Source organism: Streptomyces sp. NPDC101165 (genome assembly GCF_044768135.1).
GTDB lineage: Bacteria > Actinomycetota > Actinomycetes > Streptomycetales > Streptomycetaceae > Streptomyces.
Map to the genome: position 1 here is coordinate 117121 of NZ_JBIWPG010000018.1, position 21487 is coordinate 138607.

Below are 21487 nucleotides of genomic sequence, written 5' to 3' on the forward strand. Positions count from 1 at the left end.
AGGACGTCTCACTCGGTGGCGATCGCCCGCAGTACGTCCAGGCGGGCGGCTCGGCGGGCCGGACGCAGGCCCGCGAGGGCGCCTGCCGCCAGGCCGACCAGAACGACCACGGCGAGCCGGGCGGGCGGCAGGGCGAAGGCGAACGCGGTGTCGCTCGCGCCGTCGGAGGCCTTGACCAGGACCCAGCCCAGGAAGCTGCCGAGGGCGAGTCCACCGGCCGTGCCGAAGGCGGCGACCAGGACCGACTCCCAGCGGACCATGGCCCGCAGCTGGGCCCGGGTCTGGCCGACGGCCCGCAGCAGGCCCAGTTCCCGGGTGCGTTCGTGCAGCGCGAGGGTCAGCGTGTTGGCGATGCCCAGCAGCGCGATGACCACCGCGAGGGCGAGCAGGGCGTAGACGAGCGTGAGCATCATGTCGATGCCGCCGGCGGAGGACTGGGCGTACTCCTCCCGGGTCTGCACCTCGGGGCTGCCGTACCGGGCGGCCACCTTCCGCACGGCCGCCTTGCCCGCGTCGGCGCTCACGCCGTGCCGGAAGGTGACGGCGATCAGCGTGTCGGCGTCCTGGGTGCGGTGCGGTGCCCAGGCGGCGCGGGTCATGACGTAGTCGCCGGCGAGTTCGGACTGACCGTAGAGGGCGCGGACGGTGAAGTTCTGCGTCCTGCCGTCGGTGAAGGTGAGCCGAGCCGTGTCACCGGTGTGCAGGCCTTGGCGGTCGGCCTCCGCACGAGTCAGCGCGATGCCGTCGGTGCCGAGGTCGCGCAGGGATCCGGTGATCGCGCCGAGGTCGAAGGTGCGGGCGAGCGCGGCCGGATCGGTCACGGTCAACGCCCGCCCCTTGCCGTCCACTTCGGCGACCCCGCAGCCGAGTCCCACGGCGGTGTCCACCTCGGGCAGCCGCTGCAGGGCCGGGGCGAGCCGGGGGCTGAGCCCGCTGCCGCCCGCGCCGAACGAGGGCGTGCTGACGGCGACGTCACCCGCGAAGGACCGGGACACCGTCCGGTCCATGGTGGCCTTCAGCGAGGCGCCGAACACGGTGAACAGGGACACGACGGCCACGCCGATCATCAGGGCGCTCGCGGTGGCGGCGGTCCGCTTCGGGGTGCGCAGGGCGTTGCGCCGGGCGAGGGCTCCGGTGACACCGCGGACCCGGTCCAGGGGTGCGCCGAGGAGTCGTACGGCCGTGGCGGCGGCGAGGGGGCCCAGCACCACGAAGGAGACCAGGGCCAGCAGCGCGCCGAGTCCGGCCAGCCACACGGACGGTGAGACGAGGACACCGGTGAGGGACGCCGCGAGAGCCGCGGCGCCGAGGACCGCTCCGGCGACCGCGCGGAAGCGGGAAGCGCCGGAGGAGTCGACGGCGGTCTCGCGCAGCGCGGCCAGCGGGGCGGTGCGGCCGGCGCGCAGGGCGGGCAGCAGCGCCGAGCCCAGGCAGACCACGATGCCGACGGCGAGCGGCAGGACCATCGACAACGTCTTGATCACCAGGTCGCCGTCGGGGAAGGGGAATCCGATCGCCGGGAACAGCGCCTGGAGCCCGGCGGCGATGCCGATCCCGCCCGCGAGCCCGGCGACGGAGGCCGTGACGGCGACGACGCAGGCCTCCGCGAGCGCCGCGGCGGACACCTGGCGGCGGGAGGCGCCGAGGGCGCGCAACAGGGCGTTCTCACGGGTGCGTTGGGCGACCACGATCGCGAAGGTGTTGTGGATGGAGAAGGTGGCGACGAGCAGGGCGACGCCGGAGAAGACGAGCAGGAAGGTCGTGAAGATCGTCAGGAACTGGCTGGAGATCATGTCGTTGTTCTCCTGCGCCGAGTCCTGGCCGGTGATGGCCTCGACTCCCTTGGGCAGTACGGGAGTCAGCCGCCGCACCAGTTCTCGCTGGCTCACTCCGGGGCCGGCCCGCACCTGGATGCTCGCCGCCCGGCCGGCCCGCGCGGTGAGGTACTTCTCGGCGTCGGCCTGGGTCATGCCGGTGAAGGTCACCTGGGCCATGCCGTCCTGGCCGCCGAACGTCGCGAGGCCGACAATGGTCACCCTGACCGGGTCCGGGGTGCGCAGGGTGGTGGTGTCACCGAGCTTCAGGCCGCCCTTCTTCGCGGCTCCCCGGTTGACCACGACCTCGCCCGAGCGCGCGGGGAGGCGGCCCTCGGCGAGCTGGTACGGGTTGAGTTCCGGGTCGGTGATCCAGTTGCCGGCGAGGGTCGGCGGGCCCTGGCCGCCGACGGGTTTGCCGTCGGCGCCGACGAGTTGACCGGCGCCCTGGATGTTCGGTGCGGCGGCCGCCACCCCGGGGACCCGCTGGACGGTCCTGACCAGCGAGATGTCGACGGGCCGGCGTACGCCCTGGGCCTCGCCGGGTGTGGTGATGGCGTCGGCGCCGCGTACGACGGCGTCCGTACCGCTGGTGGCCTCGCCGAACATGGAGCCGAAGCTGCCACGCAGCGTGTCGCCCATGACCAGGGTGCCGGCCAGGAAGGCGACGCCGAGGAACACCGCGAGGAACGTGCCGGCGAAGCGCCGCCGGTGCGCGCGCAGCGAGGTGAGACTCAGCCGGAGCGAGGCGTTCATGACCGCACCTCGAAGGCCTTCATCCGGTCCAGGACCTTGTCGGCGGTCGGGGACGCCATCCGGTCGACCAGCCGGCCGTCGGCGAGGAAGAGGACCTCGTCGGCGTGGGCGGCGGCGACCGGGTCGTGGGTGACCATGACGACCGTGCGGTCCATGTGCCGTACCGCGCGGCCCAGCAGGGCGAGGACCTCGCCGCCCGAGCGGGAGTCGAGGTTGCCGGTCGGCTCGTCGGCGAAGACGATGTCGGGGCGGCCCGCGAACGCCCGTGCCACGGCGACGCGTTGCTGCTGTCCGCCGGACAGCTCGGAGGGCCGGTGGTGCAGCCGGTCGCGCAGCCCGACGACGCCCACGAGCGCGTCGATCCACTCCCGGTCGCCCCGCTTCCCGGCGAGGTCCAGGGGCAGGGTGATGTTCTCCGCGACGGTCAGCGTCGGCACCAGGTTGAACGCCTGGAAGACGAAGCCGACCCGGTCGCGGCGCAGCAGGGTCAGCCGGCGGTCGTCCAGCGCGCCCAGCTCGATGTCGCCGATGTGGGCGGTGCCCGAGGTGAGCGTGTCGAGGCCGGCCGCGCAGTGCATCAGGGTGGACTTGCCGGAGCCCGAGGGGCCCATGATCGCGGTGAAGCGGCCGGCGGGGAATTCGACGTCCACGCCGTCCAGGGCGCGTACGGCGGTGTCACCACCGCCGTACACCTTCACCGCGCCCACGACGCGGGCCGCCGTACGCAGGGCGGTCGTGGTCATGCTGCACCGCCCTTGCCGATGCGGCCGAACTGCTCCTCCAGGACGGAGAGCCGGCGCCAGTACTCGTCCTCGTCGATCTCGCCGGAGGCGAAGCGGCGGCCCAGGACCGCGAGCGGCGAGTCGCCCGCCGGGCGTGCACCGTCCATGGGCCGCCAGGGGCCGCCGCGGCCGCGCCAGACGGTGCGGCGCAGGAAGGTGACGGCGCCGATCACGACGACCGCCCAGATCAGCGGGAAGAACAGGATCCACGGGCCGGGTCCGCCGTCCCAGTTCGCCAGGGTCTGCATGTCGGTTCAACTCCCTTGTCGGCAGGGTCTCGGGGTGATGCCACGAGACTCCCTCCGGCAGGGGGTCCGGGTCGTCGTGCGGCCGGCGGCAGTGCGCGTACCTCCGCGGGAGTACGGCGGTGGGACGCGGCTGCTCCTTGAGGACTCGCGAATTGTAACTACTAGTATGTACAGTTGTTTCATGAGCACCTCGGAACGACTGATCGAGTCCACCCGCGAGCTGCTGTGGGAGCGCGGCTACGTGGGCACGAGTCCCAAGGCGATCCTGGAGCGCGCCGGGGCCGGCCAGGGCAGCATGTACCACCACTTCAAGGGCAAGCCGGACCTGGCGCTGGCGGCGATCCGGCGGTCCGCCGAGGAGCTGCGGGCCACCGCCGAGGGCGTACTCGACGGGCCGGGCACGCCGTACGAGCGCATCGAGGCGTACCTGCTGCGCGAGCGTGACGTGCTGCGCGGCTGTCCGATCGGCCGGCTGACCATGGATCCGGACGTGATCGCGAGTGACGAGCTGCGTGCGCCGGTGGACGAGACGATCGCGTGGATCCGGGGGCGGATCGCCGGGATCGTCGAAGAGGGCAAGCGGCAGGGGCAGTTCGCACCCGGCCTGGACGGCGAGGAGATCGGCGCGGCCGTCCTCGCGACCGTGCAGGGCGGCTACGTACTCGCCCGCGCCTCCGGCTCCCCCGCCGCGTTCGATGCCGGCGTCCGCGGCCTGCTCTCCCTGCTCGCACCCCGAACTCACTGACTGGAGAGGCGATTTCCGTGCACATCACCAGACGGCGTCCCGAGAGCCTGCGGGGTCCGGCGGAGAACTTCACCGGCTCGGTGTGGCTGGACGAGATAGCCGCCCCCGCCGCCCCGTCCCGGCTGCGCATGTTCAACGTCCACTTCGCGCCCGGCGCGCACACCGCCTGGCACCGGCATCCGCACGGTCAGGTGCTGCACGTCCTGGAGGGCGAGGGGCTCGTGCAGCGCAGGGGCGGTGCGGTGGAGGAGATCCGGGCGGGCGACACGGTGTGGATCGAGCCGGGCGAGTGGCACTGGCACGGTGCCGCGCCGCGCACCTTCATGAGCCACCTCGCGGTCGTGGAGGCCGCGGTGGACGGCACGACGACCGAGTGGCACGAGCACGTGAACGACTACCCCGCCTGAGACGGACGACCGACTCCCCCGCCCGAGAAGGGAACCGCGACATGCACGCCATGCAGTACGAGTTCACCCTGCCCGCGGACTACGACATGGGCATCATCCGCTCCCGCGTGGCCCGGGTCGCGCATCGTCTGGACGACTGGGACGGCCTCGGCATCAAGACGTACGTGCTGCGCGAGCGCGGGGTGCACGGCTCGCCGGTGAACCAGTACGGGCCGTTCTATCTCTGGAACACGGTGGAGGGCATGAACCGCTTCCTCTGGGCCGGCGCCTTCCAGGGACCGGTGGACGACTTCGGGCGGCCGCGGATACGGCAGTGGACGGGCCTGGCCTTCGAGGAGGGCTCGGCCGCCGGCTCCCCCGCCGCGTTCGCCGTGCGGCGACGCCAACCGGTGCCGGACGGTGTCGAGTTGGCCGCGTTCATGGCCGACGCGACGAACGAGACCGGGCGGCTGGCCGCGGCGGACGGGGCGGTGCTGGCGGCGGCAGCCGTGGACACGCGCGCGTGGGAGGTGGTCCACTTCTCGCTCTGGGCGCATGACGCACCCGAGGCCGAGGGCGACGTGTTCGAGGTGCTGCACCTGTCGGCGCCCGGGCGGGGTGACCTGCCGCGCGGTCGGCAGTGGTGAGCACGGTCCGTACGGTCCTCGGTGACATCCGCCCCGAGGAGCTGGGCGTGTGCGACGCGCACGACCATCTCTTCCTGCGCAGCCCGCAGTTGCCGGGTCAGGAGCTCGACGACCTCTCCGCCGCGCGGGCCGAGCTGACGGCGTTCCGGGCGGCGGGCGGAGACGCGGTCGTGCAGTGGACGCCGTACGGCATGGGCCGGCGGACGGCGGACCTGCCGGGGCTGTCCCGGACCACGGGTGTGCACCTGCTCTGCGCGACGGGACTGCACCAGGCGGCGCACTACGCCCCGGAGTCGCTCGACAGGCTGAAGGGAGGACTGGCCGAGCTGTTCGTCGCCGAGTTGACGGAGGGCATCGGCGGTTCGGGGGTCCGGGCCGGGCTGATCAAGGTGGCGGGCGGCTTCCACGGCCTCGACGCGCACGCCCGCCGGACGATGACCGCGGCGGCCGAGGCCCATCACGCCACCGGTGCGCCGATCGCCGTCCACCTGGAGCTGGGCACCGGCGCGCTGGACGTGCTCGACCTGCTGTGCGGCGAGTCGGGCGTACCCGGGCACCGGGTGATCCTCGGGCACCTCAACCGCTTTCCCGACCCGGTGGTGCAGCGGCATGCCGCCGAGTCGGGCTGCTGGCTGGCCTTCGACGGGCCCTCCCGCGCCCACCACGCCACCGACTGGCGGATGCCCGAGGCGGCTCGTGCCCTCGCTGAGGCCGGATACGGGGACCGGCTGCTGCTCGGCGGTGACACGGTGGTCGCCGGGGCCCGGTCGGTGGACGGCGGGCCCGGGATGCCGTATCTGCTGCGCCGGGTGCGGCCGCGGTTGAGGGAGGCGCTGGGCGCGGAGCTGGTGCACCGCATCCTCACCGAGCACCCGGGGCGGGCGTTCGCGGTCGACTGGAAGTGACCGGGCGTGGCCCGATCATGTCGATCCCTGTCCCTCGGGTCGGTTCCGGCGCCGACGGCAGTCCGGAGGATGGGAGTCGGCACACCGCCGCCCCGCTGTCCGAGGAGATGAGACCGCCATGCCCCTGGAGATGCGAGACCACTGCGAGCGCTGCGAGACCACCGAGCTGCCCGCGGACGGCCCTGCCCGAATCTGCTCCTACGAGTGCACGTTCTGCGTGGCGTGCGGCGAGGCGATGGGGCAGGTCTGTCCCAACTGCGGCGGGGAATTGGTGGCGAGGCCCCGGCGGGTGACCGTCGCCCGGCGGCTCTGAGCCGCGCGTCTCACACCAGTTCGGGTTGCGGTTCCGGTCGCGGCGCCGGCGCGGCCTTCGGTACCCACAGTCTGGTGGTCCGTATGTAGCCGTGGACCACGGAGAGCATCGCCAGAATGAGAAGCGGTCCGAACACCCACGGATGGTCGGCCATCTCCGTCGGCAGATAGCGATACGACACCAGGAGCGCGACGAAGACCGTCGCGCCGTGCGCGACCAGCTGGATTCCCGACCGGTCCCAGCCATGGTCGTGCGCGCGCAGAGCGCCCTCGATCGTGAGCGTGAAGACCACGCCGGCGATGAGGTCCGCGCCGTAGTGGTAGCCGAAGCCCAACGTCGCACTGAGCGTGGCAATCAGCCAGAAGGCGCCGGCGAAGCGCAGAATGCGCGGGCCCTTGCGGGAATGAATGAAGATCGCGGTGGCCCATGCCGTGTGCAGGCTGGGCATGCAATTGCGGGGGGTGAGCTGGTCGAACGACATCGGGTGCGGCGCGTTGACCGGTGGCGTGTCCGGCCACAGGTCGGCCACCGCCCAGTGCAAGCCGCCCGTGCCGAAGGCGCCGGGACCGTAGGCGAAGACCGGCCCGACCACCGGGAAGATCATGTAGATGGCCGGCCCGAGCAGGCCGATCGCCAAAAAGGTGCGCACCAGATGGTGGGTCGGGAAGCGGCGCTCGACCGCCACATGACGCAGCTGGTACAGCGTGACGACGACCGCGGCCACCGCGAGCTGGATGTAGACGAAGTCGAGAACATGGGCGCCGATCGGGCCGGTGGCCCTGACGATCCGGCCCGCCAGCCACGACGGGTCGCCCAGCGCGTGGTCGGCCGTTGCCACGTACTGGTCGAGCACCGTCGGGCGGGTCTTCGACGTGATGAGCAGCCAGGTGTCGCCTGTCTTGCGGCCGGCCACCAGCAGCAGGGCCAGCCCGACGCCCTTCAGCAACAGGGCACGTTCCCGGCCGGTGCGGCGTGTGACGGCGATGACCGCACAGCCCAGGATCACCCACAACGCGCCGTTGCCGAAGGGGTGGCCGTCGGTCGCCTCGTCGCCGACCGCCCACCGCACCAGAAAGAAGCCGACGTCGATGCCGATCGCGGCACCGGCCGCGATGAACCTCTCCCGCCGGGTGAGCACCACCATCATCAACGCCATGCTGGCGTACAACAGCGGCCCCGACTTGGGGCGGAACACCACCTCTTGCACCTGGCTGGTGAGCGGCCCCGGCAGGCCGTAGTGACGTGCGGCGATCTCCAGCGTGATGAGGAATCCGAGGACTGCCACACCCGCCGCGGCCCACAGCATCGCCCGTGGTCGACGCCACGCGGCGGACTCAATTCTGCAGTTTTGTCTAGATATCAATTGCTCGGCCGTTTTGTGAGGTTTAGTTAAACAGGCGACAAGGGCACTCACCGTGAGTTCGAACATGTTATCGGCGCGGGTGAGTTTCACCGGTCCCGGGTCACGGCACATCCCGTACGATGCGCTGTCGTGGCAATACAGAATCCCTGGGGAGCACCGTACGGCAGCCCGCAGCCGCCGCCGAACATCCCGGCAAAGGACTTGCGCCCGCGGCGCATCTGGTACCTGGTGGCTGCACTGCTCGGGCTGGTACTGGCCGGTGTCGGCGTCGCCTTCATCGTGGTGACGGTGAAGAACACGGTGGACTCGGTCAACACCGCCCGGAGCTTCTCCAGCGGAGACTCCCAGCCGTTCGACTTCGTCCAGGGGAAGACCGAGGCGATCTACGTCTCGCAGTCCGGGAAGGGTCAGGTCGACTGCCGGATCCCGGGCATGGAGTCCGGGTCGATGTCCCAGCCGGACAGCACCTTCCACATCACCATCGGGTCCCGCACCTGGGAGCGCATTTTCGAGGTGAACCCCGCGAGCAGCGGCAAGTACACCGTCATGTGCACCTCAGAGCTGCCGGCCGAGTTCGCATTGGGAGACAAGCCCCGGGTGGGCGCGACCATCGGCGGTATCGCCGCGGGGGTCGTCTGCTTCCTCGCCGCGTTCGCCACATCCGTGACCATCGTCGTCGTCACCGCCGTCCGCCGCAGCCGCCACCGTCGACGACTCACCACCATGTGGGCACCTCCGCCGCAGTGGGGCGCACCGCCCTACGGCCCCAACCCGGGGCCGCCGCCCACTGTTTGAGCAGGGTGGGATCGGGCCGCCGTTGCGGCCCTCCCGCCTAGGCGCTCCCGACCAGCGCCCCCAGCGGATCGTCCAGCACCGGCTGCCAGGCCAACTCCGCCGCGCCGACCAGGCTGTTGTGGTTCAGGGTGCAGGGCAGGATGGGGACGCCGCCGCTCTGGCCCCACAGGCTGCGGTCGGCGACGACCGCGCGCAGGCGTTCGGGGTCGGCGTCGAGCAGGGTGCGGTGCAGGCCGCCGAGGATGATGCGGTCGGGGTTGAGGATGTTGACCAGACCGGCGAGGCCCAGGCCCAGGCGGTCGATCAGGGCCTCGGCCGCGGTGCGGACGGTCGGGTCGGCGTACTGGGTGCGGAGCAGGTCGTTGGCCTGCTGGAGCAGGGAGACCTCGGGGCCCGGATCGCGGCCCGCCTCCAGGAGGAGGGCCAGCGGGTCCGCCTCGACGTCCAGGCAGCCCCGGCCGCCGCAGTGGCAGGGCCGGCCCTCCGGGTTGACCGTGAGGTGACCGACCTCCAGGGCCAGGCCCGAACTGCCCGTGTGGAGGCGGCCGTCGAGGACCAGGGCCCCGCCGACGCCCCGGTGCCCGGTGGCCACGCACAGCAGATCCCGCGCGCCCCGGCCCGCGCCGTGCCGGTGTTCGGCGAGCGCGGCGAGGTTGACGTCGTTGCCCGCGAAGGCGGGGCCGGTGATGCCCGCGGCGCGAACGCACTCGTCGAAGATCCGGCGGACCGGTGCGCCCACCGGCCAGGCCAGGTGGAGGGGATTGAGGGCCAGGCCGTCGGGTTCGGCGACGGCGGAGGGGACGGCGAGTCCGGCGCCGACGCAGCGGCGGCCCGTCGTACGGAGGAGTTCCGCGCCGGCCTCCACCACGGAGCCCAGTACCTTCGCCGGGTCGGCGTCGACGGTCTCGCAGCCCGGCGCGGTCGCCACGATCCGTCCGCCGATGCCGACCAGCGCGGCCCGGAACCCGTCGGCGTGGACCTGCGCGGCCAGCGCGACCGGGCCGTCCTCGGCGACCTCCAGCCGGTGCGAGGGGCGCCCCTGGCCACCGGCTGCCGCGCCCGGCCGGGCGTCGACCCGGATCAGCCCGAGCGCCTCCAGCTCCGCGGCCACCGCTCCGGCCGTCGCCCGGGTGACCCCGAGTTCGGCGGTGAGCACGGCCCGGGTCGGCGCCCGCCCCGTGTGCACGAGCTCCAGCGCGGGTCCGAGCGCTCCGCGCCCCCGGTCCAGCCGCACCCTCGAGGTGGTCCCTTCCCCCGCCTGCCGGGGGTCCGCCTTGCCGCTCATGAGGGTGAGTCTCCCATGATCCGCAGCTGTCGGGGCCGGTGCCGCGATCTACAGTCCGCTCACCCGCAGCGTGACGTTCAGCCGCCCGGCGAGACCCAGTTCCGGGGGCGCCGTACCGGGGTGCACGCGGGGCACGCCGTGGTGGGCGAGCCGGGCGGGCCCACCGAAGACGAACAGGTCGCCGCTGCGCAGGTCCACGTCGCTGTACGGCTTCGTACGGGTCTCGTTGTTGCCGAAGCGGAAGACGCAGGTGTCACCGAGGCTCAGCGACACCACCGGCGCGTCCGACCTCTCGTCGGCGTCGCGGTGCATGCCCATGCGGGCGGTGCCGTCGTAGAAGTTGATCAGCGCGATGTCGTACGGCTCGGCCGGGACCGCCTGCGGGCCGAGCGCGTCGGCGACCGCCCGGCGGCCCAGCTCGTCCAGCCAGGCCGGGAAGGGCTTCACGGGGGCACCGTCGCCGTCGACGACCGTGCGGGCGTAGGCGTACGGGTACCAGTGCCAGCCCAGGCAGACCTGCCGGGCGGTCATCGTGCCGCCGCCGGGCGTGCGGACCGTGCGCAGCCCGGCAGGGGGGCGCGCCCACTCGCGGCAGGCGGCCAGGAGCGCGCGTTGCCGCTCGGCGTCGAGCCAGTGCGGGACGTGCACGGCGCCCGGTGCGACCTCGGCCCGCTCCCGCGGAAACAGTTCCACGTCCATGCGCTCCATCCTGCCCGAGCCCCGTCCGACCGGCCCTGAGCTGCGGCTCGGCTAGCCTGGGGGGCGATGAACGACCGTATGACGACTCCGTGGGGCGAGTTCGAGCTGTCCCGCTTCCCCGAGGATCCCCGCGACCGGCTGCGTGCCTGGGACGCCTCCGACGCGTACCTGCTGCGGCACCTGGCCGAGGAGGCGGTGCCGCTCACGGGCACGGTCGTGGTGGTCGGCGACCGCTGGGGCGCACTGGTGACGGCGCTCGCGCGGCACCGGCCGACGCAGATCACCGACTCCTACCTGAGTCAGGAGGCGACCCGGGCGAACCTGGCGCGGGCCGGTGTCGAGCCCGGTGCCGTGGGCCTGCTCACCACCCAGGACCCGCCGCCGGAGCGGGTCGACGTGCTGCTGGTGCGCGTACCGAAGAGCCTGGCGCTGCTGGAGGACCAGCTGCTGCGGCTCGCTCCCGCGGTGCACGCGGAGACGGTGGTCGTCGGCACCGGGATGGTGAAGGAGATCCACACCTCCACGCTGGAGCTGTTCGAGCGGATCCTCGGGCCGACCCGGACCTCTCTCGCGCAGCAGAAGGCCCGGCTGATCTTCTGCACCCCGGACCCGTCCCTCGAGCGGCCCGCGAACCCGTGGCCGTACAGCTACGCGCTCCCGGACGGCGTCGGCGCGGTCTCCGGGCGGACGGTCGTCAACCACGCGGGCGTCTTCTGTGCCGACCGGCTCGACATCGGCACCCGGTTCTTCCTGGAGCATCTGCCGGCCGGGACGGGCGGTGGGCGCGTGGTGGACCTCGGCTGCGGCAACGGCGTGGTCGGTACGGCGGTGGCGGTGGCCGATCCGCAGGCCGAAGTGCTGTTCGTGGACGAGTCGTTCCAGGCCGTGGCCTCGGCGGAGGCGACGTACAAGGCCAACGGGGTGCCCGGGCACGCCGAGTTCCGGGTCGGGGACGGGCTGGCCGGGGTGGCGCCCGGCAGTGTGGACCTCGTCCTGAACAACCCGCCGTTCCACTCCCACCAGGCGACGACGGACGCGACGGCGTGGCGGATGTTCACCGGGGCGAAGCGTGCGCTGCGCCCCGGCGGTGAGCTGTGGGTGATCGGCAACCGGCACCTGGGGTACCACGTCAAGCTGAAGCGGCTGTTCGGGAACAGCCAACTGGTGGCGAGCGACCCGAAGTTCGTCGTACTGAAGGCCGTCAAGCGGGGCTAGCGCCGGACTCTCGGACGAGGACGCCGATGATCCGGGCGACCTCCCGGGCCATCGCCTCCCTGCCCACGCTGAGGTACTTGCGTGTGTCGACGGCCTCCGGGTGAGCGGCGAGGAAGGCCCGGATGGCGCTGGTCATGGCCGCGTTGAGGGCGGTGCCGACGTTGACCTTGGCGATGCCGCCCGCGACGGCGGCGACCAGGCCCTCGTCCGGCACGCCGGAGGACCCGTGCAGGACCAGCGGGACGGTCAGCGCGGCGGACAGCCGTTCGAGGAGGCCGTGGTCGAGGGCGGCGGTGCGGGTGGTCATGGCGTGCACGCTGCCGACAGCCACGGCGAGGGCGTCGACCTCGGTGCCGGCGACGAAGTCACGGGCCTGGTCGGGGTCGGTACGGGCGCCGGGCGCGTGGGCGTCCAGCGGGGGCCGGCCGGCCTTGCCGCCGATCTGCCCCAACTCGGCCTCGATCCACAGCCCTTGGGTGTGCGCCCAGTCGGCGGCGGCCCGGGTGGCGGCGAGGTTCTCGGCGTAGGGCAGGCGGGCGGCGTCGTACATCACCGAGCTGAACCCGGCGTCGGGCGCCTGGCGCAGCAGGTCGTCGCTCTGCACATGGTCGAGGTGCAGTGCGACGGGTACGTCGGCGCGTTCGGCGGCGGCGACGGCGGCGCGGGCGAGTGGCAGTAGCCGTCCGTAGCGGAACTTGACGGCGTTCTCGCTGACTTGGAGGACCACGGGTGCGCCGGCTGACTCGGCGCCCGCGATGACGGCCTCGACGTGTTCCAGCGTGATGATGTTGAAGGCGGCGACGGCGGACCGGGCTTCGGCGGCACGGCTGACCAGCTCGCCGGTGGTCGCGAGGGGCACGGCTTGACTCCCTTCCGGGGCGCGGGTCAGTCGGCGAGGATCACCGAGCGGGTGAGGTGGCGCGGCCGGTCGGGGTCGAGGCCGCGGTGGGCGGCGACGGCCACCGCGAGGCGCTGGACGCGGACGAGTTCGGCGAGCGGGTCGAGCGACCCCTCGACCCAGAGGGCTCCCGTGCTGCGCACCTGTTCGGCGAGTCCGGCGGGTGCTTCGTCGAGCATCCAGGTCGCGGTGCCCTCGGTGGTGACGCTGATCGGGCCGTGCCGGTACTCCATCGCCGGGTAGGCCTCGGTCCAGGACAGTGAGGCCTCCCGCATCTTCAGGCCCGCCTCGTTCGCGAGCCCGACGGTCCAGCCGCGGCCCAGGAAGGTGAACTGGGTGCAGTCCACCAGCTCTTCGGGCAAGGGAGAGACGAGGGCGGTGCGGGCATCGGCGACGACGGCGTCGGTGTGCAGGCCGAGGTGGGCGCGCAGGAGGGTGAGGGCGGTGGTGGCGAACCGGGTCTGGACGACGGAGCGTTCGTCGGCGAAGTCCAGCACGACGAGGTCGTCGGCGGCCGTCGTCACGGGGGTGGCGGGGTCGGCGGTGAGGGCCGTCGTCCGCGTGCGGCCCCTCAACTGCCCGAGCAGATCCAGCACTTCGGTGGTGGTGCCGGAGCGGGTGAGGGCGACGACCCGGTCGTACGACCGGCCGCGCGGGAACTCGGAGGCGGCGAACGCGTCCGTCTCCCCCTGCCCCGCGGCCTCCCGCAGGGCGGCCACCGCCTGCGCCATGAAGTACGACGTCCCGCACCCGACGATCGCGACCCGCTCCCCCGCACCCGGCAACGCTCCGGCGTGCCGCCCGGCCTCCTCGGCCGCCCGTATCCAGCACTCGGGCTGGCTGTTCAGCTCGTCCTCGACATGGCTCATGCCACACCCTCCCCTTGCTGATTGTTCCTGCAAGATATAGCGAGTTTTCGAGCACAATCAAGCATTCGAGCGCAGGCGGGGGTGCGCTAGGGTCGCCGGAGAGACGGAGAACGGAGGCTGCGGATGTCCCGGGACGCCCGCTGGAAGGCGCTGCTGGAACTGCTCGTCGAGCGCGGCCGGCTGGAGGTCGAGGAGGCCGCGGCCGAACTGGAGGTGTCGGCGGCGACGATCCGCCGGGACTTCGACCAGCTCGCCGAGCAGCAGATGCTGGTGCGCACCCGGGGCGGGGCGGTGGTCCACGGGGTGTCGTACGAGCTGCCCCTGCGCTACAAGACGGCCCGCCGCGCCTCCGAGAAGCAGCGGATCGCCAAAGCGGTGGCGGATCTCGTGGCGCCGGGCGAGGCGGTGGGGCTGACCGGCGGCACGACCACCACGGAGGTGGCCCGCGCGCTGGCCGTGCGCGGCGACCTCGGCACCGGCTCGCCTGCGCTGACCGTCGTCACGAACGCCCTCAACATCGCCAACGAGCTCGCGGTACGACCACAGTTCAAGATCGTGGTGACCGGCGGGGTCGCGCGGCCGCAGTCGTACGAACTCATCGGTCCGCTCGCGGACGGCGTGCTCGGCCAGATCACGCTGGACGTCGCCGTCCTCGGCGTGGTCGCGTTCGACGTCACGCACGGCGCGGCGGCACATGACGAGGCGGAGGCGGCGATCAACCGGCTGCTGTGCGAGCGCGCCGAGCGGGTGATCGTGGCCGCGGACTCCAGCAAGCTCGGCCAGCGGGCGTTCGCCCGTATCTGCGCGGCGGAGCTGGTGGACACGCTCGTCACCGACGCGGCGGTGGGGCAGGACACCGTGCGCCGTTTCGAGGAGGCGGGCATCCGCGTCCTCGCGGTGTGAGTCAGAAGCCGCTGCGGTCGGCGCTCACGAACCCCGCGCCACGCTGGTCGTTGCAGCCGGCCACCGCCCGGTCGACCGGGTCGGGCCAGGCCTGCTGGGCCTGGAGCGCCATGCTCACGAGGGTCAGCAGCAGGTCGACGTCGCTCGCGGCGTCGAGCCTGAGGGTGACCCATTGCGAGCCCGGCACGATCCGGATGGCGCCCGTGTGTTTCAGGTCCCGGGCGAACCGCCGGATGGCCCGGGCGGTCAGCCGTAGATCGACATCACGGTCGGAGTGGAAGTGGGCGATCTCGCCCTGGGCCGAACACACGGCCTGTCCCAGGCCGCAGCTCGGGACGGCCGGTCTCAGGTCCGGCCAGGTCGCCAGTTGCGCGAGCGCGCGCGAGGCCAACGTCATGGGCCCATCATGGCCTGCTCACCCGCCCGCAACCAGCTCGTGAGCAAGCATTAACCGACCTGTTTCCATGACCGTTTCGGACATCCCCGGATGTGCCCGCATCGCGAACAGGGCCTGCCGGACCCCTGGTTGACCCCGCCGGACCGAACGGCGAGCCGGAATTCATCCCTGGTCAGAGGCGCTTATGGGGCATACTTCGCCTATCGAATTCGGTATGACAAACAACCTCACGTGTGACCAACCCGTGCGCCTGTTCTCATTCTTCGGAGCCCCGGCGGGTGATGGCCAGCCACTCCGGTGCCTGTTCGGGGGCGCTGTAGTTGTCGTGCCAGTTCCACCATTCGTACGGCGGGGTCCGGGGGTAGCCCTCGGGCGAGTCCTCCCAGGTCTCCTGCCGTCCGAGCGCGGTCATGTCGAGATAGCTCCAGGTGCTCCCCAGCGCCTCGTCACCGCGGGAGTTGATGAAATAGGTGCGGAACACATTGTCGCCGGCGTGGATGAACGCGTTCGTGCCGTGCCACTCGTCCACACCGAAGTCGGCGTCGAAGTCGTCGGTCAGCGAGTACCAGGGAATCGTCCAGCCCATCCGCGCCTTGACCCGCTCGATGTCCGGCTGCGACGCGCGCGAGACGAAGACGAGAGTGGTGTCGCGGGCGTTCAGATGAGCCAGGTTGCCCACGTGGTCGGCCACCATGGAGCAGCCGCGGCAGGCATGGTCCGGCCAGCCGAACACGCCGGGCTCGAAGAAGGCACGGTAGACGATCAGCTGACGACGGCCGGCGAACAGGTCGAGCAGACCCGCCGTACCGTCGGGTCCGTCGAACTCGTACTTCTTCTCCACGGCCACCCACGGCATCCGCCGACGCTTGGCGGCCAGTGCGTCACGGGCACGGGTCAGCTGCTTCTCCTCCACCAGCAACTGCCGGCGCGCAGCCTCCCACTCTTCCGGCGAGACGATCGGAGGTGTCTTCATGGTGGCGTTCACCTTCCAGGGGTGACCCGGGCGCCGCTGCAGGCCCCGTCTCTCCAGGGTCGAACGCCACCGACGCGTTCGCATCTTCGGCAAGGTGAGGGCTTTTCGTCTCGCGGCCGGGCCTGTCCGTCCACAGCGGGCGAGGAAGGCAAGGAGGAACACCCACTCCTTGCCACTCTCAACGTATAGCGCACCGGGGGGCTTGCGGCAAGGCCCCGGTGGTGGCGCAGAATCGCTGGCCGAGGCCACAACCTGCGGAAACGGGAGATTCACAAAGTATGCATGCTTTTGCCGAGGTCGGAGCTGGTGCCGAGGTCGGAGCTGGTGCCATGAACCCCCTGCCCACCAGCGCTTTCGACCTTCCCGACCGGCTCGCCCCCAAGGCCGACCCGACGCTGATCGCCGGCGACGAGCAGCACTTCGCGGCCATCGCGGAGAGTCTCGAGCAGGCGATCGCCGAACTGTCCGGCCAACTGGACGACTTGCGCAAGGCGCCCGGCGGCAACGGCCGGCAGGCGCTGGACCGGGACCTGGAGATCCACCGGCTGACCGCGCGCCTGCGCACCCTGCGCCGCTTCGGCCTGGACCTGTGCCTCGGCCACATCGTCGGCACGGACGACCCCGCGCCCCTGTACATCGGACGACTCGGGCTCACCGACAGCGCGGGCCGCCGGCTGCTGCTCGACTGGCGCTCCCCCGCGGCCGAGCCGTTCTTCGCGGCGACCCACGCCGACCCGATGGGCCTGGCGAGCCGCCGCAGGTATCGGTGGACGGGCGGCCGGGTCAGCGACTACTGGGACGAGGTGTTCGCCGCCGACGGGCTGGAAGGGCACGCCGCGCTCGACGACCAGTCCGCCTTCATCGCCGGCCTGGGCAGCACCCGGTCGGCCCGGATGCGGGACGTGCTCGCCACCATCCAGGCCGACCAGGACGCGATCATCCGGGCGGGCTCCCGCGGCGCCCTCGTCGTCGACGGCGGTCCGGGTACGGGCAAGACCGTGGTCGCTCTGCACCGCACCGCGCACCTCCTCTACTCCGACCCCCGCCTCGGTCACCGTCGGGGCGGCGTGCTGTTCGTCGGTCCGCACCAGCCGTACCTGAACTACGTGGCCGACGTCCTCCCCAGCCTCGGCGAGGAGGGCGTGCAGATCTGCACCCTGCGGGACCTGGTCACCGAGGGAGCCGGAGCAGCGGTCGAGACCGACCCGGACGTGGCGCGGCTGAAGTCGTCCGCGGACCTGGTGAAGGCCGTCGAGACGGCCGTCAGGTTCTACGAGGAGCCGCCCGGCGAGGCGATGACAGTCACGACCGACTGGGCCGACATCCGGCTGGGCGCGGACGACTGGGCCGAGGCGTTCGAAGCAGGAGGAGCGGGTACCGCGCACAACGAGGCGCGTGACCAGATCTTCGACGAGCTGGTCACGATCCTGCTGGACAAGCTCGACCGCGACGACGTCACGCCCGACCAGCTCCGCACGGTGCTGCGGCGCGACAAGCAACTGGTCACCGCCCTCCACCGGGCCTGGCCGCTGCTCGAAGCGGCCGACCTGGTCGGCGACTTGTGGTCGGTCCCCGCCTACCTGCGCATGTGCGCGCCCTGGCTCGGTCCCGACGACGTACGCAAGCTGCAGCGCAAGGACGCACCCCAGGCCTGGACGGTGTCCGACCTGCCGCTCCTGGACGCCGCACGGCAACGGCTCGGGGACCCGGAGGCGGCGCGGCGCAAGCGTCGGCAGGAAGCCGCTCTCGCCGCCCAGCGCGAGCGCATGGCCCAGGTCGTCGACAACCTGATCGCGGCCGACGACGACGGCGAAGGCCTCATGACCCAGCTGCGCCGAGAGGACTTCCAGCGCAATCTGGTCGACGAGTCCGAACTGCCCGCCCTCGCCCCGGACCTGCTCGCGGGCCCGTTCGCGCACATCGTCGTCGACGAGGCCCAGGAACTGACGGACGCGGAGTGGCAGATGCTGCTGCTGCGCTGCCCGTCCCGGAGCCTCACCATCGTCGGGGACCGCGCGCAGGCCAGGCACGGGTTCACGGAGTCGTGGCGGGAACGGCTCGAACGCGTGGGACTCGACCGGATCGACGTGGCCTCCCTGAGCATCAACTACCGCACCCCGGAGGAGGTCATGACGGAGGCCGAGCCGGTCATCCGGGCCGCACTCCCGGACGCCAACGTGCCGACCTCCGTGCGCGGCACCGGTGTTCCCGTCGCCCATGGATCCGTCGCGGACCTGGACTCGGTCCTCGACGCCTGGCTCGCCGAGCATGCCGACGGGATCGCCTGCGTCATCGGCGATCCCACGTTCCGGGAGACGTCCCGCGTCCGGTCGCTCACCCCGGAGCTGTCGAAGGGGCTCGAGTTCGACCTGGTCGTCCTCGTCGACCCGGAGAAGTTCGGCGAGGGCATCGAAGGAGCGGTCGACCGCTATGTCGCGATGACGCGGGCGACCCAGCGACTCGTCGTCCTCACCAGCTCCTGAGGGCGGCCGCCGAGGCAGACATGCGGTTCCGCTACCTGAACGGCATGCCCTGGTCGTGCAGCGTCCGGGGCAGCCCGAACAGCGGGAGGAGGCTGCTGTCGCCGAACCGGGTGACGGCGGAGATCCGGTCGCCCTCCAGGGTGAGCACCAGCAGCCCGTAGGCGTGCGCGATCGGGCTGTGGGGGTCACGCAGGTAGGAGCCGAAAGCGGGCTGGCCGTTCGCGCGCGTGGGTACATGGCGGAGCGCTCGGCCGCCCCACCACGGGAGCGTCGGGTAGAACCCGGCGATCGCCGTGTGGCCCTGGTACTCGAGGGGCTCGGGCGGCATCGTCAGCCAGGCGTCCTCCGTCAGCAGTGCGACGAGCCCGTCGATGTCGGAGTTCTCCAGCGCTTCCACGAACCGCCCGACGAGCCGGCGCTCCCGCGGTGAGCGGGGCAGCGGCGCCCTGTCGCGGTCGCGTGCGGGCCTCTGGTCGTCCAGGGCCGTGCGCGCTCGCTGCAGGGCGCTGTTCACCGAGACGCCACTGCTGTCGAGCAGGTCCGCCACCTCGGCCGTACGGAAGCCGAGCACGTCGCGCAGCACGAGTACCGCGCGCTGTCGCGGCGGGAGGCGCTGGAGTCCGGCCATGAAGGACAGCGCCAGCGCTTCTCTCGTCTCGTAGCGGGCCTCCGGTCCCGGGGTGGTGTCCGGCAGGTCCTCCAGCAGGGCGTCCGGGTAGGGCTCGAACCAGGCCGGTTCGGAGCGGCGTGTGGGCTCGGGCACGTCGCGCGGGGGGCGGGCCGGTTCCCGCGGCTGCGGCCGGCGGCCGGTGTCGCGCAGCGCGTTCAGGCAGCGGTTGGTCGCGATGCGGTACAGCCAGGCGCGTACGGAGGCTCGCTCCTGGAATCCCCCGAGCCCGCGCCAGGCGGCCAGGAGGGTCTCCTGGACCATGTCCTCCGCGTCCTGCACGGAGCCGAGGATCCGGTAGCAGTGCAGTTGGAGCTCGCGCCGGTAGGGCTCGGTGAGCTCGCGGAACGCCTCCCCGTCACCCGCCCGGGCCCGGTCCAGGGTCTGTTCGATCACCACGACGTCCTCGCCTCGTCTCTTCGCCTCGTCCTCCAGGTAAGGACACCGTCCGGACCGAAAAGTCATCGGTGAGTTCTCCGCGGCGGCCGTGTCTCAACGAGCGACCGCAGTTCCTACGTATCTCGATGAGGAACGGAGATCACCGCCATGACGAACATCGCGGCATCACCAAGCACCAGCACGACGGTTCGCAACGCCCTGGTCATCGGCGCCGGCAGCGGCGTCGGCCGTGCCACCGCCGACGCCCTCACCGCCGCCGGAGCCCATGTCCTGGCCACCGGCCACGAGCGGGACGCAACGGACCCCGCCCAGGTCGCCGCGCTTCTCGCCGAGGCCGACCCGACCCTCGTCGTGGTCACCGCGGGTACGCGCCCGCGGATGGCGCCGGTCGCGGAACAGAGCTGGGAGTCGTTCTCGGCGCCGTGGAACGTCGACGTGAGGATCGCCTTCGAGGTCGGCCGCGCCGTCCTGGCCCGGCCGCTGCGTCCGCACTCGACCGTGGTGATCGTGTCCAGCGGCGCCGCGCTCGGCGGCTCACCGCTGTCGGGCGGCTACGCGGGCGCCAAGCGGATGCAGATGTTCCTGGCCGACTACCTTCAGTACGCCGCCGACGCCCGCGACCTCGGGATCCGGTTCGTCGCACTGGTCCCGCGCCAGCTGCTGGTCGGCACCCCGATCGGTGAGGCCGCGGCCGCCGCCTACGGCGCCCTGAACGGCCGGTCGGCCGAGGCCCACCTGAAGGAGCACTACCCCGTACCGCTGGATCCCGCCGGAGTCGCCCGCGCCATCGTGGCGATCGCCACGGACGAGGAACTCCGCCGGAGGACACTCCTGGCCGTGACGGGCCAGGGACTCGAGGTGATCTGACTCCGGCCGGCCGCTGTGCCGCAAGGGGGTGCCGGGCCCTGCTCCCGACCACGGACCGGCACCCCACCCAACCTGCGTTTATGTCGCGAACAAACAAAACCCGGACGCCCAGCGAGAACAGAACCGCGGAGCGCGCTTAGGATCCGGACATGGCAGACATCCCGGATGAATTGATCAAGCTGGAACGTTCCGCCGAAGAGGAGCGGGCCAAACTGGCCGGCCTGACGGGCGACGAGTACGACGAGCAGTGGCGCCGCTGGCGCACGGCATCGGAGGCCGTACAGGCGGCGATCACCGCGCACGCCGCGGCGACCGAAGCGAGCCGGTATGAACTGGAACAGGCGGTGAAGTGTGCGGTGCGGCAGGCGCAGGAGGATCCGGCTGTCGAGTAGTGAGTGCGCGCAGTGCGCCCCCCTGCACAACCGTGCGCGCCCAGCGCTGTACGGCGATCTGTCTCGGTCAGCGGCGCCGGCCTCGATAATGACGTGACGCCATGCGTGGGTCACGGACGGGGGAGGAACTGTGGCGCGCAGAAGGGCACTCGAAGGCGTACCCCATCGAGCAGTGATCACGGAAGTCGCCAGGGACGTGATCGAGGAGATAGCCCGGGACGAAGTGCCGATGTTCTCGGCGATCAGCCGGACGTACTTCGCCGATCCTCGACGGGCGGTGTCCAGGAAGGGGTCACGGAGGTCGCCGCTCGGGTTCGGATCCGAGGCGGTCGACCTCATCCTGACGCCCGTCGTCCTGGCCGCCACGGCCAAGGCCGTCGAGTGCCTGGCCGACATGTTCCTCAAGCACACCACGGGGGAAGGCACCACCGCGGCCCTGCGACGGATGTTCCGTGTCGGACGGCGCTCCCCGGGCGAGCCCGCACCGAATGCGGCTGCCGCGGGCACTTCCTCCGAAGCCGAAGCCGTCGCCGTCGCTGTCGAATTGCGGCAGGAGGACATCGAGCGGCTCAGGCACGTGGTGGAGAGCACCCTCCACGACTGTGGGGCCGCTCCGGAGACTTCCCGTCTGATAGCCGACGCGATCATCGGCCGGTGCCGTGCTCCACGGCCGGCCGGCTAGCACC

Annotated in this window: 23 protein-coding genes; 12 read left to right on the forward strand and 11 right to left on the reverse strand. The window is 72.0% G+C overall.

What is annotated here, in order from left to right; genetic code table 11:
- Window positions 1-8: 8 nt before the first annotated feature.
- The 3 genes from ACIRVH_RS33215 to ACIRVH_RS33225 are packed head-to-tail and all read right to left on the reverse strand — an operon-like array spanning window position 9 to window position 3600.
- Window positions 9-2570, reverse strand: coding sequence for an ABC transporter permease (locus ACIRVH_RS33215; protein ID WP_403960988.1), 2562 nt, complete (start codon window positions 2568-2570; stop codon window positions 9-11).
- Window positions 2567-3313, reverse strand: coding sequence for an ABC transporter ATP-binding protein (locus ACIRVH_RS33220; protein WP_403960992.1), 747 nt, complete (start codon window positions 3311-3313; stop codon window positions 2567-2569). The genes ACIRVH_RS33215 and ACIRVH_RS33220 overlap by 4 nt, the downstream gene beginning before the upstream one ends.
- Window positions 3310-3600, reverse strand: coding sequence for an SHOCT domain-containing protein (locus tag ACIRVH_RS33225; RefSeq protein ID WP_094221859.1), 291 nt, complete (start codon window positions 3598-3600; stop codon window positions 3310-3312). Before ACIRVH_RS33225 ends, ACIRVH_RS33220 begins: the two co-directional genes overlap by 4 nt.
- Window positions 3601-3781: 181 nt before the next feature.
- Between ACIRVH_RS33225 and ACIRVH_RS33230 the strand changes: the two genes are divergently transcribed.
- The 5 genes from ACIRVH_RS33230 to ACIRVH_RS33250 all read left to right on the forward strand — a co-directional run bounded on the left by ACIRVH_RS33230 (window position 3782) and on the right by ACIRVH_RS33250 (window position 6596).
- Window positions 3782-4345, forward strand: a complete 564-nt coding sequence (locus ACIRVH_RS33230) for a TetR/AcrR family transcriptional regulator (protein ID WP_403960995.1) — start codon at window positions 3782-3784, stop codon at window positions 4343-4345.
- Between the two features lie 17 nt (window positions 4346-4362).
- A complete protein-coding gene (locus tag ACIRVH_RS33235; RefSeq protein ID WP_403960998.1) occupies window positions 4363-4752 on the forward strand; it encodes a cupin domain-containing protein in 390 nt (129 codons plus the stop codon).
- 41 nt (window positions 4753-4793) lie between these two features.
- On the forward strand, window positions 4794-5378 hold the full coding sequence (locus ACIRVH_RS33240; RefSeq protein ID WP_403961001.1) for a DUF4865 family protein: 585 nt from the start codon (window positions 4794-4796) through the stop codon (window positions 5376-5378).
- Window positions 5372-6283, forward strand: a complete 912-nt coding sequence (locus ACIRVH_RS33245; protein ID WP_403961004.1) for a phosphotriesterase — start codon at window positions 5372-5374, stop codon at window positions 6281-6283. The genes ACIRVH_RS33240 and ACIRVH_RS33245 overlap by 7 nt, the downstream gene beginning before the upstream one ends.
- Before the next feature lie 118 nt (window positions 6284-6401).
- Complete coding sequence (locus tag ACIRVH_RS33250) at window positions 6402-6596, forward strand: DUF1272 domain-containing protein (protein WP_403961007.1); 195 nt, start codon at window positions 6402-6404, stop codon at window positions 6594-6596.
- Between the two features lie 10 nt (window positions 6597-6606).
- On the opposite strand, the gene ACIRVH_RS33255 is transcribed toward ACIRVH_RS33250, so the two are convergent.
- The gene (locus ACIRVH_RS33255; RefSeq protein ID WP_403961219.1) at window positions 6607-7902 is read right to left on the reverse strand and encodes a phosphatase PAP2 family protein; all 1296 of its coding nucleotides are present in this window, start codon (window positions 7900-7902) and stop codon (window positions 6607-6609) included.
- A 186-nt stretch (window positions 7903-8088) separates the two neighbouring features.
- Between ACIRVH_RS33255 and ACIRVH_RS33260 the strand changes: the two genes are divergently transcribed.
- Window positions 8089-8754, forward strand: coding sequence for a serine/arginine repetitive matrix protein 2 (locus ACIRVH_RS33260; protein WP_403961010.1), 666 nt, complete (start codon window positions 8089-8091; stop codon window positions 8752-8754).
- Between the two features lie 37 nt (window positions 8755-8791).
- Here ACIRVH_RS33260 and ACIRVH_RS33265 read toward each other — a convergent pair whose 3' ends face one another.
- Complete coding sequence (locus ACIRVH_RS33265) at window positions 8792-10039, reverse strand: ROK family protein (protein WP_403961012.1); 1248 nt, start codon at window positions 10037-10039, stop codon at window positions 8792-8794.
- Window positions 10040-10087: 48 nt separating this feature from the next.
- Window positions 10088-10738 (reverse strand): alpha-ketoglutarate-dependent dioxygenase AlkB family protein, encoded by a 651-nt coding sequence (locus ACIRVH_RS33270; protein WP_403961015.1) that lies wholly within the window; start codon window positions 10736-10738, stop codon window positions 10088-10090.
- Window positions 10739-10816: 78 nt separating this feature from the next.
- On the opposite strand from ACIRVH_RS33270, the gene ACIRVH_RS33275 reads away from it, so the two are divergent.
- A complete protein-coding gene (locus ACIRVH_RS33275) occupies window positions 10817-11953 on the forward strand; it encodes a methyltransferase (RefSeq protein WP_403961222.1) in 1137 nt (378 codons plus the stop codon).
- Here ACIRVH_RS33275 and ACIRVH_RS33280 read toward each other — a convergent pair.
- Window positions 11940-12812, reverse strand: coding sequence for a class II fructose-bisphosphate aldolase (locus ACIRVH_RS33280; protein ID WP_403961018.1), 873 nt, complete (start codon window positions 12810-12812; stop codon window positions 11940-11942). The two genes, ACIRVH_RS33275 and ACIRVH_RS33280, sit on opposite strands and share 14 nt — an antisense overlap.
- 26 nt (window positions 12813-12838) lie before the next feature.
- Window positions 12839-13720: an SIS domain-containing protein gene (locus tag ACIRVH_RS33285; RefSeq protein WP_403961021.1), complete on the reverse strand. Its 882-nt coding sequence runs from the start codon at window positions 13718-13720 to the stop codon at window positions 12839-12841.
- Between the two features lie 123 nt (window positions 13721-13843).
- Between ACIRVH_RS33285 and ACIRVH_RS33290 the strand changes: the two genes are divergently transcribed.
- Entirely contained in the window at window positions 13844-14623 is a 780-nt protein-coding gene (locus ACIRVH_RS33290) for a DeoR/GlpR family DNA-binding transcription regulator (protein WP_403961024.1), read from the forward strand.
- Between the two features lies 1 nt (window position 14624).
- Here the strand turns inward: ACIRVH_RS33290 and ACIRVH_RS33295 are convergent, their stop codons facing one another.
- Complete coding sequence (locus ACIRVH_RS33295; protein ID WP_403961027.1) at window positions 14625-15020, reverse strand: luciferase family protein; 396 nt, start codon at window positions 15018-15020, stop codon at window positions 14625-14627.
- A gap of 256 nt (window positions 15021-15276) precedes the next feature.
- On the reverse strand, window positions 15277-15993 hold the full coding sequence (locus tag ACIRVH_RS33300; RefSeq protein ID WP_403961030.1) for a DUF899 domain-containing protein: 717 nt from the start codon (window positions 15991-15993) through the stop codon (window positions 15277-15279).
- A 329-nt stretch (window positions 15994-16322) separates the two neighbouring features.
- On the opposite strand from ACIRVH_RS33300, the gene helR reads away from it, so the two are divergent.
- Window positions 16323-18476: an RNA polymerase recycling motor ATPase HelR gene (gene helR / locus ACIRVH_RS33305; protein WP_403961032.1), complete on the forward strand. Its 2154-nt coding sequence runs from the start codon at window positions 16323-16325 to the stop codon at window positions 18474-18476.
- Between the two features lie 31 nt (window positions 18477-18507).
- Here helR and ACIRVH_RS33310 read toward each other — a convergent pair whose 3' ends face one another.
- Window positions 18508-19539 (reverse strand): sigma-70 family RNA polymerase sigma factor, encoded by a 1032-nt coding sequence (locus ACIRVH_RS33310; protein WP_403961034.1) that lies wholly within the window; start codon window positions 19537-19539, stop codon window positions 18508-18510.
- A 150-nt stretch (window positions 19540-19689) separates the two neighbouring features.
- Here ACIRVH_RS33310 and ACIRVH_RS33315 point away from each other — a divergent pair, with 150 nt between their 5' ends.
- From ACIRVH_RS33315 to ACIRVH_RS33325, 3 genes are all read left to right on the forward strand, one after another.
- Window positions 19690-20409 (forward strand): SDR family oxidoreductase, encoded by a 720-nt coding sequence (locus tag ACIRVH_RS33315; protein ID WP_403961037.1) that lies wholly within the window; start codon window positions 19690-19692, stop codon window positions 20407-20409.
- A gap of 149 nt (window positions 20410-20558) precedes the next feature.
- Window positions 20559-20801 carry a hypothetical protein gene (locus tag ACIRVH_RS33320; RefSeq protein WP_403961040.1) on the forward strand — a complete coding sequence of 81 codons (243 nt, stop codon included), beginning with the start codon at window positions 20559-20561 and terminating at the stop codon, window positions 20799-20801.
- Between the two features lie 172 nt (window positions 20802-20973).
- Window positions 20974-21483 carry a hypothetical protein gene (locus ACIRVH_RS33325; RefSeq protein WP_403961043.1) on the forward strand — a complete coding sequence of 170 codons (510 nt, stop codon included), beginning with the start codon at window positions 20974-20976 and terminating at the stop codon, window positions 21481-21483.
- Window positions 21484-21487 lie beyond the last annotated feature (4 nt).

What these genes read in the sequence shown, in the direction of transcription:
- ACIRVH_RS33215 (WP_403960988.1), bottom strand. Translation starts at nt 2,570, where the DNA reads ATGAACGCCTCGCTCCGGCTGAGTCTCACCTCGCTGCGCGCGCACCGG.
- ACIRVH_RS33220 (WP_403960992.1), bottom strand. Translation starts at nt 3,313, where the DNA reads ATGACCACGACCGCCCTGCGTACGGCGGCCCGCGTCGTGGGCGCGGTG.
- ACIRVH_RS33225 (WP_094221859.1), bottom strand. Translation starts at nt 3,600, where the DNA reads ATGCAGACCCTGGCGAACTGGGACGGCGGACCCGGCCCGTGGATCCTG.
- ACIRVH_RS33230 (WP_403960995.1), top strand. Translation starts at nt 3,782, where the DNA reads ATGAGCACCTCGGAACGACTGATCGAGTCCACCCGCGAGCTGCTGTGG.
- ACIRVH_RS33240 (WP_403961001.1), top strand. Translation starts at nt 4,794, where the DNA reads ATGCACGCCATGCAGTACGAGTTCACCCTGCCCGCGGACTACGACATG.
- ACIRVH_RS33250 (WP_403961007.1), top strand. Translation starts at nt 6,402, where the DNA reads ATGCCCCTGGAGATGCGAGACCACTGCGAGCGCTGCGAGACCACCGAG.
- ACIRVH_RS33255 (WP_403961219.1), bottom strand. Translation starts at nt 7,902, where the DNA reads ATGCTGTGGGCCGCGGCGGGTGTGGCAGTCCTCGGATTCCTCATCACG.
- ACIRVH_RS33265 (WP_403961012.1), bottom strand. Translation starts at nt 10,039, where the DNA reads ATGAGCGGCAAGGCGGACCCCCGGCAGGCGGGGGAAGGGACCACCTCG.
- ACIRVH_RS33270 (WP_403961015.1), bottom strand. Translation starts at nt 10,738, where the DNA reads ATGGACGTGGAACTGTTTCCGCGGGAGCGGGCCGAGGTCGCACCGGGC.
- ACIRVH_RS33275 (WP_403961222.1), top strand. Translation starts at nt 10,817, where the DNA reads ATGACGACTCCGTGGGGCGAGTTCGAGCTGTCCCGCTTCCCCGAGGAT.
- ACIRVH_RS33285 (WP_403961021.1), bottom strand. Translation starts at nt 13,720, where the DNA reads ATGAGCCATGTCGAGGACGAGCTGAACAGCCAGCCCGAGTGCTGGATA.
- ACIRVH_RS33290 (WP_403961024.1), top strand. Translation starts at nt 13,844, where the DNA reads ATGTCCCGGGACGCCCGCTGGAAGGCGCTGCTGGAACTGCTCGTCGAG.
- ACIRVH_RS33295 (WP_403961027.1), bottom strand. Translation starts at nt 15,020, where the DNA reads ATGACGTTGGCCTCGCGCGCGCTCGCGCAACTGGCGACCTGGCCGGAC.
- ACIRVH_RS33300 (WP_403961030.1), bottom strand. Translation starts at nt 15,993, where the DNA reads ATGAAGACACCTCCGATCGTCTCGCCGGAAGAGTGGGAGGCTGCGCGC.
- helR (WP_403961032.1), top strand. Translation starts at nt 16,323, where the DNA reads ATGAACCCCCTGCCCACCAGCGCTTTCGACCTTCCCGACCGGCTCGCC.
- ACIRVH_RS33315 (WP_403961037.1), top strand. Translation starts at nt 19,690, where the DNA reads ATGACGAACATCGCGGCATCACCAAGCACCAGCACGACGGTTCGCAAC.
- ACIRVH_RS33320 (WP_403961040.1), top strand. Translation starts at nt 20,559, where the DNA reads ATGGCAGACATCCCGGATGAATTGATCAAGCTGGAACGTTCCGCCGAA.